The sequence below is a fragment of the Streptomyces sp. NPDC002868 genome (genome assembly GCF_055563295.1).
Map to the genome: position 1 here is coordinate 20,685 of NZ_JBVHDR010000032.1, position 11,720 is coordinate 32,404.

At 67.6% G+C, this 11,720-nt stretch carries 9 protein-coding genes; 5 read left to right on the top strand and 4 right to left on the bottom strand.

All coding sequences use genetic code 11. The features are described from left to right. Nucleotides 1–6 precede the first annotated feature (6 nt). On the top strand, nt 7–390 hold the full coding sequence (panD, locus tag ACZ3H8_RS38005) for an aspartate 1-decarboxylase (protein ID WP_467409584.1): 384 nt from the start codon (nt 7–9) through the stop codon (nt 388–390). Nucleotides 391–480: 90 nt separating this feature from the next. Here panD and ACZ3H8_RS38010 read toward each other — a convergent pair whose 3' ends face one another. Then, entirely contained in the window at nt 481–1,554 is a 1,074-nt protein-coding gene (locus ACZ3H8_RS38010) for a branched-chain amino acid aminotransferase (RefSeq protein WP_467409586.1), read from the bottom strand. Between the two features lie 20 nt (nt 1,555–1,574). Further along, complete coding sequence (locus ACZ3H8_RS38015) at nt 1,575–2,000, bottom strand: nuclear transport factor 2 family protein (RefSeq protein WP_467409588.1); 426 nt, start codon at nt 1,998–2,000, stop codon at nt 1,575–1,577. A 279-nt stretch (nt 2,001–2,279) separates the two neighbouring features. Here ACZ3H8_RS38015 and ACZ3H8_RS38020 point away from each other — a divergent pair, with 279 nt between their 5' ends. The 3 genes from ACZ3H8_RS38020 (at nt 2,280) to ACZ3H8_RS38030 (ending at nt 5,782) form a co-directional block, all read left to right on the top strand. Further along, nucleotides 2,280–3,833: a sensor histidine kinase gene (locus ACZ3H8_RS38020; protein ID WP_467409589.1), complete on the top strand. Its 1,554-nt coding sequence runs from the start codon at nt 2,280–2,282 to the stop codon at nt 3,831–3,833. Nucleotides 3,834–3,969: 136 nt separating this feature from the next. Next, complete coding sequence (locus ACZ3H8_RS38025; RefSeq protein ID WP_467409590.1) at nt 3,970–4,914, top strand: ABC transporter ATP-binding protein; 945 nt, start codon at nt 3,970–3,972, stop codon at nt 4,912–4,914. 67 nt (nt 4,915–4,981) lie between these two features. Then, entirely contained in the window at nt 4,982–5,782 is an 801-nt protein-coding gene (locus ACZ3H8_RS38030) for an ABC transporter permease (RefSeq protein ID WP_467409592.1), read from the top strand. Between the two features lie 117 nt (nt 5,783–5,899). On the opposite strand, the gene ACZ3H8_RS38035 is transcribed toward ACZ3H8_RS38030, so the two are convergent. After that, nucleotides 5,900–6,553 (bottom strand): response regulator, encoded by a 654-nt coding sequence (locus ACZ3H8_RS38035; protein WP_467409596.1) that lies wholly within the window; start codon nt 6,551–6,553, stop codon nt 5,900–5,902. 169 nt (nt 6,554–6,722) lie between these two features. On the opposite strand from ACZ3H8_RS38035, the gene ACZ3H8_RS38040 reads away from it, so the two are divergent. Then, nucleotides 6,723–7,439 carry a 4'-phosphopantetheinyl transferase family protein gene (locus tag ACZ3H8_RS38040; protein WP_467409593.1) on the top strand — a complete coding sequence of 239 codons (717 nt, stop codon included), beginning with the start codon at nt 6,723–6,725 and terminating at the stop codon, nt 7,437–7,439. Between the two features lie 42 nt (nt 7,440–7,481). Here the strand turns inward: ACZ3H8_RS38040 and ACZ3H8_RS38045 are convergent. Continuing rightward, the coding region (locus ACZ3H8_RS38045; RefSeq protein ID WP_467409594.1) for an SDR family NAD(P)-dependent oxidoreductase at nt 7,482–11,720 on the bottom strand (4,239 nt) is incomplete at its 5' end.

An 11,720-nucleotide genomic window follows, 5' to 3' on the forward strand; every position in this document is an offset into this window, starting at 1 on the left:
CCCTCAGTGTTTCGGAACATGCTCAAGTCCAAGATCCACCGGGCCACGGTGACCCAGGCCGACCTGCACTACGTGGGGTCGCTCACGCTCGACCCCGACCTTATGGAAGCCGCCAATCTACTGCCCAACGAGCACGTGCACATCGTGGACATCAACAACGGCTCCCGCCTCGAGACCTATGTGATCGAGGGAGAGCGGGGCTCGGGCACCGTCAAGATCAACGGCGCGGCGGCGCGCCTGGTCCACCAGGGAGACCTCGTCATCATCATCGGCTACGGCCTCGTCACCGATGAGGAGGCCCGTGACGTCAAGCCGCACGTGGTCTTCGTGGACGAGAACAACCGCGTCCTCGACGAGGGCGACGACCCGGGCTGGCCCGAGGTCCTCTGACTCCTCCGACCTGCGGGCGCCTGCCCGCGCACATGCCTGACGGACTCCGGGCGGCCACCACCCTCGCGTGGCGGCCGCCCGGAGTCCGCGTTATGCCGCGGGCAGGGGCGGGACGCGCCGGACCCAGCCCTCCGGCGACGGCACACGGCCCGTCTGTACGTCGATCAGAGCCTCGCGCAGCGCCAGGGTGACCGGACCCGCGCCGCCGGTGCCCACCTGCCACTCGGCGTCGCCGTATTGGACGGTGCCGACCGGTGTGACCACCGCCGCCGTGCCGGAGGCGAACGTCTCGCTGATGACGCCCGCGGCGCATTCCTCCTGCCACTGGTCGACCGCCACTTGCTCCTCCCGCGGCTCGTAACCGAGCCGCGCGGCGAGCGTCAGCAGCGCGTCCCGAGTGACTCCAGGCAGCAGGGTGCCGCCCAGAGGCGGTGTCACCACGTGGGACCCTCGTCCGCTGCCCCGGACGAAGAAGATGTTCATGCCGCCCAGTTCCTCGACCCAGCGACGCTCCGACGAGTCCAGCCAGACCACTTGGCGACAGCCGGCCCGCCGCGCCTCCTCCTGGGCGAGGTAGGTGGGGGCGTAATTGCCCGCGAACTTGACGTGTCCGGTGCCGCCCTGGGCGGCCCGGGCGTGGTGCGGGCTGACCCAGACCGGCACTGGTTCGGGCCCGTCGGCGAAGAAGCCGCCGGTGACGAAGGCAATGAGGACGAACTTGTACGTGCGGGCAGGCCGGAGCGCGAGACTGGGATCACTGGCGAACAGCAGCGGCCGCAGATAGAGGCTGAGCCCGGGTTCACAGGGCAGATGATCCTGGTCGGCAGCGGCTATCAGATCGGCCGCCTCCAGGAACATGGACTCCGGGAGCGGCGGGATGGAGAGCCGACGTGCGGACTCGGCCAAGCGTGCCGCGTGTTCCGGTGCCCGGAAGAGCCCAAGAGAGCCGTCGGTCTGACGGTGGCCCTTGAGCCCTTCGAAGACCACCTGGCCATAGTGCAGTCCGACCATGGTTGGCGGCATGGGTATCGCGGCGTGCGGTTCCAGCCTCAACGGCGACCAGCCGCCATCGGCCGTCCATTCCGAGGTGACCATGCTCGGGGTGAAGGATTCCCCGAACTCCGGTCTCCTCAGCACACTCCTGCTGATTGCGGTTTCCGTCATGACATTCCCCCGAACTCGGCTCAGACCAGCGGCGCGTAGAAGAAAGTCTTCCGCCGGGAGAAGGTCCCGGCGGAAGTCAGCGTGAAGAAGTCGGCAAAATCGAGTGACATCTCGCGCCCGTCCCGCAAGGTACCCTGGAACTTCCCCTGAACGGCGACGTCGAGATCGGCCACGAGCAGAGCACTGATGGTGTGCCGGCCCTCCTCTATCACCCGTTCCTCGCGGTAGAACCGTTCCAGGTCCGCATGGCCGGTGAGCGGATCGTATCCTGGCCGGCGGTATTCCGCAGCGGGATCGAAGAGTGCGATCAGACCGTCGATATCCCCTTTGTCGACGAGACGGTAGTAACGACGGACCGTTTCGGCCGCTGCGGCATGGACTTCCGATATTTCTAAGTGCAGAGACAAGACCCCTCCGAGCATTTTGAACGGCGACAGCCTGCCCACTCTGCGATGCACAGCAGATCTGGGCAAGAACTTCCCACCAATGCATGGAGCTTCACCCCGAAGTCCTGACTAAAGTAAGCACACTTACGTCAGGCAATACGCAACACGGCAGGATCCGACTCAAATAGGATGACCGAGTATCGTCATCGGCACCTGCTGACTAGTCTTGACGCCGTGAAGCCCACCCTTGCCGGTCTCGCTCAGTTACTTGGTGCCATTCCCGCCTCGGAGCGGCCTCGGAAGCCGCGGTTCTGGCCATTGATGGCCATCCTCACCTGGATGGCACTCAACCTCCCGGCCCTCGTGCTCGTCCCGGAAGCAAGGTTCGGCGAGTACCGGGGGTGGCAGATTCTCGCCGGTGCCGTCGTCATCGGCATCGCGCTGGTGCTTCACTCGACGCTGCCCCTGGTCTCCCTGTCGCTGTGCACAGCCCTGTGGTGGACCGTGGGGCTGGCGCACAACGACGTCGGTGCCATCGTTGTTTCGCCGTACCTCCCGGCGGTGTTCATCACGAGCTACACGGTGGGGCGGCTGCCCGTCAGTCCACGGGCGGTGCTCTGCACGCTGGGGCTGGTGGCGCTGGTGGAATCAGTGGCCACCGCCGTCGTCGGACTGACGACCCCAATGTGGGCCGTGCTGGTGACGGGCCTCATTTTCGCCATTCTGCTTCCCTGGTTGCTGGGACGGTATTCCAGGCAGCGGCACGAACTGCAACATGCGGGCTGGGAACACGCCCGCCAGCTGGAGTTCCAGCAGCGCAGCAGTGTCGAGCAGGCCAGGCTGCGGGAGCGGGCCCGGATCGCCGAGGACATGCACGACTCCCTCGGTCACGAGCTGAGCCTGCTCGCCCTGCGCGCCGGGGCCCTCCAAGTGGCCCCGAACCTCGACGACGATGCCCGCAGCACGGCGGCCGACCTTCGCGCGGGCGCGGCCGGTGCCCTGGAACGGCTGCGGGACATCATCGGCGTGCTCCGCGAGGACGACACACCCGCGCCCATGGATCCCTCGCACGTGGACGTCGATGTCCTCGTCGATCGGGCGCGCGCCTCCGGCGTCCTCGTCGAGCTGAAGCGCACCGGGGAATTCGGCGAGCTGTCAAGCATGACGGACAAAGCCCTGTACCGGGTAGTGCAGGAATCCCTCACCAACGCCATGAAGCACGCCCCCAAGTCGGAGATAACCGTACGGCTCGTCTACACACCACTCGATGTGCTCGTCACCGTACGCAACGGGCCACCGGGCAAGCCTCCGCATGAGAACCGGCCCCAGGGGCGGCGCGGTCTGATCGGACTGGAGGAGCGCACCCGGCTGGCGGGCGGCGACTTCCACGCGGCCCCGACTCCGGACGGCGGGTTCGAGGTACGGGCCCGACTCTCGCGTGACTGCCACGCGGTGAGGATGCCTGGACCCCAGCCGGCCACTCTGCCGGCACCACCGCCCGGGCGCGGGCTCGCCCACGCCACCACCCGTCTGCGCCGACGCTTCCTCGTCGCGGTCTCGCTCCCCGCCGGGCTGTTCCTCTGCGTCGCGGTCGCCATGCTCGGCTACTACGCCTACCTCTCTACCTCGTCCGTCCTCACACCGGTCCACTACGCGCAGCTGGAGATCGGCGACAGTACGGCGAAAATCGAGCGGCTACTTCCCGACAACGAGATGCAGGACCCTCCGTCCGAGTATCGGCCAGAGCCCCCGGGAGCCGCCTGCCGGTACTACCGCGCCAGTGAGGACCTCTTCATCCGGGTCGACGTGTACCGCCTTTGCTTCGCAGGCAAGAAGCTGATGGAGAAAAGCGTGATCACGGCGGAATCCCGGGCGCCCATCGATCACGGCTGAATGGATTCCGGCGCCAGGAACTCCTTACCAAAGTAGGGGTGAAGAGCTTCCCTAGGTGGGATGCGGCCTTACCAGACCTGCCCATACGTTCGGAGCGACACAGAGAACGTCGAATGGCCGGCTGGAGAGCTCATCCATGATCACCCTTCAAGGGCTGACAAAGCGGTACGCCGATCACACCGCCGTGGACAATCTGTCCCTGACCGTCACCCCGGGGCGGGTCACCGGTTTCCTCGGCCCGAACGGTGCGGGCAAGTCCACGACCATGCGAATGATCATGGGTCTTGACCGCCCGACCTCCGGGAAGGCCCTCGTGGACGGCAAACCCTACGAGGAGCTGGCCTATCCGCTGAGGGAAGTCGGGGCCCTGCTCGACGCCAAAGCGGTACACCCCGGGCGCAGCGCCCGCGCCCACCTCCGGGCCCTTGCCCGGACCAACGGCATCCCCGTGCGCCGGGTCGACGAGGTCCTCGAGTCCGTCGGCCTCACCTCGGTGGCCGGACGCCGGGCCGGCTCATTCTCGCTCGGTATGAGCCAGCGTCTCGGCGTCGCGAGCGCATTGCTCGGCGATCCCCCGGTCGTCATGTTCGACGAGCCGGTCAACGGCCTTGACCCCGAGGGCGTCCGCTGGATCCGCGAACTGATGCAGGGGCTTGCCGCCGAAGGGCGCACGGTCTTCGTCTCCAGCCACCTGATGAACGAAATGCAGGTCACAGCCGATCACCTCGTGATCATCGGCAGGGGCCGACTCATCGCCGAGACCTCGGTCAAAGAGCTCATCGAGCGCAGCTCGCTCAGCTCTGTGCGGGTGCGCGGCCCCGAGGTCGCGGGCCTCCAGAAGCTCCGCGACCAGCTGGTCGAGTGGTCCGTCCCGGTCAGCCGGGAGAACGACAACGAACTGACGATCAGGGGTCTGGCCGTCGATCAGGTATCCGATCTCGCCTACGACATGGGCGTCAGGCTGCACGAGGTCCGCCAGGTCGAGGCCTCGCTGGAACAGGCGTACATGGAACTCACCGCCGACAGCGTCGAGTTCGGATCGAGCTCCGCACCCCGCGGGCCCGTGGCACACGGAGAGTGACGCCGAGCATGCCCGGCCACGTGCCCGCCCCTCGTCCCCTCAGCCGAAAGACACAGGAATTCGCGTCATGACTACATCGATGCCCACGACGGCAGCTGGCCGGCCGGTGCGCGTCTCCGGCGGAGGGCTCCCCGGAGCAGTCGCGGCCGAATGGATCAAGCTTTGGTCGGTCCGGTCCACCTGGTGGTGCGTGCTCGGCGGTGTCGGGCTGATGGGGCTCACCGCGCCGATCATCGGTGCCACCATGTCGAACAACAGCCAGGCCGGGCAAGCCGTTCCGGTCACCGACGTCGCCGTCGCCACGGTGTACGTCGCCCAGTTCGCGGTGATCGCCCTGGCGATGCTGGTGATCACCGTCGAGTACAGCTCCGGGAGCATCCGCACCACCCTTCAGGCCGTGCCGCACCGGGGTCGGCTGCTCACGGCCAAGACCATGGTCGTGGGCGGCGTCAGCCTGCTGGTGGGCTTCGCGCTGGGACTGATCGGCGTCGGGGTGGTCTCCTTGACGCTGGGCAGCGAGGTGGAGTCGGGAGGCGCGGGCGACCTGCTGGGATGCGCGCTGCGGATCGGCGTGTACCTGGCGCTGACCGGTGTGCTCACCGTGGCGGTCTCCGTGGCCGTGCGCAGCGCCGCTGGGACACTCAGCCTGGTCTTCGTGGGGCTCACAGTCCTACCGGTGGTGCTGCACGCGTCCGACATCGACCCGCTGGTGTTCCTGTCCGACCGGATGCCCAACACGGCCGGGACCGTCTTCATGAACGGCGACACCTCGCCCTACGGGGCGGGCGCGGGACTGCTGTTCCTCGTTTTGTGGGCCGTTGCCGCGCAGTTCGCCGGGTACGCCGTGCTGCGCAAGCGTGACGCCTGACCTGCCCCCATGAACGCGTTCCGGCGGACAGCCGGAACGCACAGGGCGTCGTGCACCGGGATCCCCCGTTCGGTGCGCGACGCCCTTCCTTGTGCCGTGTCCGCAGTGCGGGGACGGCTAATGGTCCGTGCCCTCGGTGCTCCCGTCGATCAGTCCGACCTCGTGCGCGACGATCGCTGCCTGAACCCGGTTGCGTACTCCCAAACCCGAGAAGATGGCGCTCACATAGCTCTTGACGGTTCCCTCCACGACATGGAGCCGTTCACCGATCTCGGCATTGGACATCCCACTGCCCAGCAGTGCGAGCACCTGCCGCTCCCGCTCGGTCAGCGCGTTCACCTGTTCATGCGACGGCGTCCTGCGCGCAGTGCGCTGCTCGTCGCCACCACGGCCCAGTTCCGCAAGTACGCGCTTGGCCACCTTCGCGGAGAGGTAGGCGGCTCCGGCCGCGGCGGCCCGGACTCCGGTCAGCAACTCGTTCGGGTCACCGGACTTGAGCATGAAGCCGCTCGCCCCGCTGCCGAGCGCACGGCTCACGTACTCGTCCTCGGAGAACGTGGTCAGCACCAGGACGGACGTCGCCGGAACCTCCCGTTTGATCTCCGCCGTGGCGGCGAGCCCATCCATGACCGGCATCCGGATGTCCATGAGGACGACATCCGGCCGGTGCTCAAGTGTCAGCGCGAGGGCCTCACGACCGTCCGCGGCTTCGGCGACCACCTCGACTCCCGGGTCGCTGGCAAGGATGGCCCGAATCCCGCCGCGGATCATCGCCTCGTCGTCGGCCAAGATGAGCTTGATGGTGGAAATGACGTTCTCCTGTTCGACGGTGGCTGAGTGACCCAATGAGCACAACACCGAACGCCGGCCCATTGCTCCACGGTGCTCAGGCTAGCCAGGTGGGAAGTCCGGCGGTACCGACGATGGTTATGCTCTCCGGGTGCACAGAAGCGCCGTCCTGCGCCCCGCGGAGCTCGACCTGCACCGGACCCTGCCGCCCCTGCGGACTCCGCCCAGCGGTTCGGTCGTGCTGTGGCACATCGACGCCTCGCGTCAGGCCGAGGCGGCCGCTCGTCTCGCCCCGGGTCTGCTCGACGACAACGAGCGGCTCCGGGCCTCCGCCCTCCGCCGGACGGAGAGCCGTAGCTGCTACGTGACCGCGCATGTCGCGCTGCGACTGCTGCTCGGCGAGATGCTCAGCGTGGCACCCGCCGCCGTCCGCTTCGAGCGTGAGCCCTGCCCGGAGTGCGGCGGCCCGGACGGCCGTCCCGTGCCGGTACCGGGCACCGTCCACTTCTCCCTGACCCACAGCCGGCATCTGGCGCTCATGGCCTTCGCGGTCACTCCTGTCGGGATCGACCTGGAAGCGATGCCGCCCCCGCAGACGGTGGCCGGCGCCCATGCGCTCCTCCATCCGCGGGAGGCCGAGGAACTCACCACGCTGCCCTCCGCCGCGCGCCCCAGAGCCTTCGCCCGCGCCTGGGTCCGGAGGGAGGCCTACTTGAAAGGCACCGGCGCCGGGCTGGGCCACAACCACCGCCCGTACGCGGGAATCGGCCCGTCGCCGGCGCAGGACCACACTGGGTGGTCCCTGAGAGACGTGACGGCGCCCGCCGGCTTCGCGGCCGCCGTCGCGGTCCACTCTCCCGTGGTCTGACGCCGGACACACCCGGCGTCAGACGCATGGATCACCCCATCCTCACGCGAATTCTTGTCGCCCATCCAGATAATCGAATATTTCGTCGTCGGAAGCGGAGTCAATCCTGCCCACCACTTCGTCGACGCTTCGTTGACTCATGTGCAGTTTGTGCGTCAGTGTCTTGAGTCGCTCGGATACCTCTGGCGTCTCAGGTTGTTCCGCCATCGATGCCACGAGCGCGTCTGCGAGCGCTTCGATCTCATTGAGAATGGACGCCACCGAAACATTTCGGCTTGGAGCCATCTGTTCGAGTATGTGCTCAACCAGAACACCGGGGCTTGGGTAGTCGAAGATGAGCGTGGCCGAAAGTTTGAGGCCGGAGGCTCCCTTCAGCCGGTTGCGGAACTCCACCGCCGTGAGCGAGTCGAATCCCAGGTCCTTGAACGCTTTCTCGGTCCTGACCAGTTCTGAGGTCTGAAGCCCGAGTACCGCCGCGGCCTGGGACCGTACCAAGTCCAGAACGACCTGGTGCCGCTCGCTGTCGCCAAGGCCGGCCAGACGTTGCACCAGCGTCGCAGGCGACTCGCCCGAGCCTGCGACTGCCACCCGCCGAGCCGGCCGGACCAGCGCACGGAACAGCGGCAGCAGCGCTCCGGCGTCGGCGTCGGCGCGTGTGACCGCGAGATCCATCCGCAAGGGCGTCACGCAGGGCCGCCCCAGGGACAGCGCTTCGTCGAAGAGGGCAAGGGCTTCCGTGGAAGACATCGCCACCAGACCGCTTCGTCCCATCCGGGCCACGTCGGTCTCGTCCAAGTGTCCCGTCATACCGCTGGCCTGAGCCCACAGACCCCATGCCAGTGACGTGGCGGGCAGTCCCAGGCGATGACGGTACTGCGCCAACGTGTCCAGGAAGACGTTTGCCGCGGCGTAGTTGGCCTGACCAGGCGTCCCGAGGACACCTGCTGCCGAGGAGAACAGCACGAACGCCGACAGTTTCAAATCCTGCGTCAACTCGTGCAGGTTCCATGCCGCATCTGCTTTCGGGCGCATGACGGATTCGAGATGACGCGGCGTCAGTGCGGTGAACGTCGCGTCGTCGAGCACTCCGGCCGTATGGATCACGGCGGTCAACGGATGCTTGGCGGGTACACCGGCCAGGAGTTCGGCCAGGGCAGCACGATCGGACACGTCGCACGACGCGATCGTGACGGTCGCTCCAAGCTCGGCCAGCTCGGCCTCCAGCGCTGCAGCACCAGCGGCCTCACGACCGCGGCGGCTGACCAGCAGCAGGTGCCGCGCCCCGTGCTCGCTCACCAGGTGACGTGCGACCAGGCCTGCAAGCACACCCGTGCCGCCGGTCACCAGCACCGTTCCCTCGGGGTCCAGCGCGGTGGGCACGGTGAGCACGACCTTGCCGGTGTGGCGCGCCTGGCTCAGGAACCGGAACGCCTCCGGTGCGCGGCCGACGTCCCAGGTCGTCACGGGGAGCGGCCGCAATACGCCGCGTTCGAACATGTCCAGGAGGTCGACCAGCATCTCGTGGATGCGGTCCGGCTCAGGTTCGAACAGATCGTACGGGCGGTACATCACGTGCGGATGCTGTTCGGCGACCTCACTCGCCTCACGAATGTCGGTCTTGCCCATCTCGATGAAACGGCCGCCTCGGGGCAGCATCCGCAGGGACGCATCGTTGAACTCTCCGGCCAGGGAGTTCAGTACGAGGTCTACGCCCTTGCCGTTGGTCGCGGACAGGAACTTCTGCTCGAACTCCAGCGTTCGCGAGTTACCGATGTGGTCGTCGTCGAAGCCCATGTCGCGCAGGGTCTTCCATTTGGCCGCGCTGGCGGTTGCGTAGACCTCGACGCCCCAGTGCCGGGCCAGCTGCGCCGACGCCATGCCCACCCCACCGGTTGCGGTGTGCAGCAGCATCGACTCCCCCGGCTGGAGACTGCCGAGGTCGACCAGTCCGTAGTACGCGGTCAAGAACACGACCGGAACCGCGGCAGCCTGGGCGAAGGACCATCCGGACGGCATGCGGACCACCATGCGATGATCCGTGACCGCGATCGGTCCGGCCGCCCCGGTGAACAAACCCATCACCGCGTCGCCGGGGGCCAGTCCGGTCACCTCGGAGCCGACTTCAAGGACGACACCTGCCGCTTCACTGCCGACAACGGCGTCTCGGTCGGGGTACATGTTCAGGGCGATGAGGACATCGCGGAAGTTCAGCCCTGCCGCGCGCACCGCGACGCGCACCTGTCCCGGCGCAAGCGGCTCGGTTGCCGCAGGGTGACTCGTCAGGGTGAGGTTGTCCAGCGTTCCCTTGTCGGTGATCTCCAGTCGCCACGCACGCTCTTGAGCGGGTGGTTTCAGCAGACCGTTCGACGTCGCCCTGGTCAGCCGAGGCGCATGGAGCGTTCCGTCGCGCAGCGCAAGCTGGGGCTCATCGGCGGCCAGAGCGGCGGCGATCTCATCCACCGAAGCCGCCCGATCATCGAGATCGAGGAGCACGAACCGGTCCGGGTTCTCTGTCTGCGCGGTCCGCACCAGCCCCCAGAGCGGGGAACTCGTCAGACCAGGCACGTCGTCGGTGACCTGTGCCGCGACGGCGCCCCGGGTGACGATCACGAGCTTGGCGCCCTCGAATCGGTCGTCCTCCAGCCATGCCTGCATCTGTTCCAGCACTCGGGTCGTGTCCGCGAGCGCTGAGCGGGCGACGTCGGGCCCCGTCACCGGTGCGGCATCGGTGACGCAGGGCAGTAGCGCCACGCCGGGCGCCGAGGCACCGGCCCCGATCGAGTCCGCCAGCGAGGCGACGTCGGAGGACAGCCGCACCTGTCCGGCCGGCCCTTCGACCACTCCTTGGGCACTCCCGCCCAGAACGATCCAGTCCTCATACGGCGGCACCGGCCGACTGGTCGGTGCCGGCACTTCCACCCAGTCCAGGTCGAACTGCAGCTCAGGACGGACGACGCGGCCGGTGGCGAGCTGCGCCGCAGAAACCGTACGGAGTGTCAGGGAATCGACGGTCACGACAGGCAAGCCCATGGCGTCGACGAGTACCACCGATACCTGGTCGTCCCCGAGCAGTGTCATCCGGACGCGCAGTGCCGATGCCCCCGCTGCGTGTAGGGAGAAACCCTCCCAGGAGAACGGAAGTCGGATGTGCCCGGTGCCAGCGTCCTCGAACGCCCCGCTCGCCCCAAGGACGTGCAATGCAGCGTCCAGAAGGGCCGGGTGGACACCGAAGTCCGCGACGCTGACGTTCGGATCGTCGGGAAGAGCGACCTCGGCGTACAGCTCGCTCCCGTGCCGCCATGCCGCGCGCAACCCCTGAAAGACCGGTCCGTACTCGTAGCCCAGATTCTCGAGCCGCTCATAGACACCCGACAGATCGATCACTTCCGCGTCCGGCGGCGGCCACTCGGTCCACTCCGGCGGAGCGGGCGGGGAACCGGCATCGGCGGAGACGAGCGTGGCCTCGGCGTGGCGCGTCCATACCCGGTTACTTGCCAGGTCGGCACCGTCGTCGAGACGCGAGTAGATCTCCAATGACCGCGAACCGGACTCCTGGGCGGCATCGACCACCAGCTGCACGTGGACCGCCCCTTGCTCGGGCAGCTCCAGCGGCAGGTGCAGTGTGAGCTCCTCGACGCGCGCGTACCCCAGCCGGTCACCGACGTGCCACGCCATGTCCATCAATGCGGCGCCCGGTACCAGCACCGTGCCAAGGACCGCGTGATCAGCCAGCCAGGGGTGCGATGTCAGCGACAAGCTACTGGTGAAGGTGAATCCGTCCCCAACGGCGACTTCGACCACGCCACCCAGCAACGGATGCCCATCGGCGCCGATGCCGAAGGAGGTCGCATCCCCGGTCGCAGTAGGCGAGTCGAGCCAGTAGCGCTGGTGTTGGAAGGCGTAGGTGGGCAGGTCGGTGTGCTGCCGGGCCGCGGCCGGGAAAACCGCAGACCAGTCAGGGGTTTGCCCGTGGCAGTGGGCCTGGGCGACAGAAGCGAGCATCCGGACCGCGGAGTCCTCACCACGACGGAGCGTGCCGATCACCACAGCCCCCGCGCCGGTCTGCTCGATGGTCTCCTCAACCGGCGCCGTCAGCACCGGATGCGGGGAAACCTCGATCAACTGGGCATAGCCCTGCTCCAGCAACGCCTCGGTGGCCTCGGCGAACCGCACCGTCTGGCGCAGGTTGCGATACCAGTACCCGGCATCCATACCGGTGGTGTCCATCCACTGCGCCGTCACCGTCGAAAAGAACGGCACCCGCCCCGCCTGCGGCCGGAC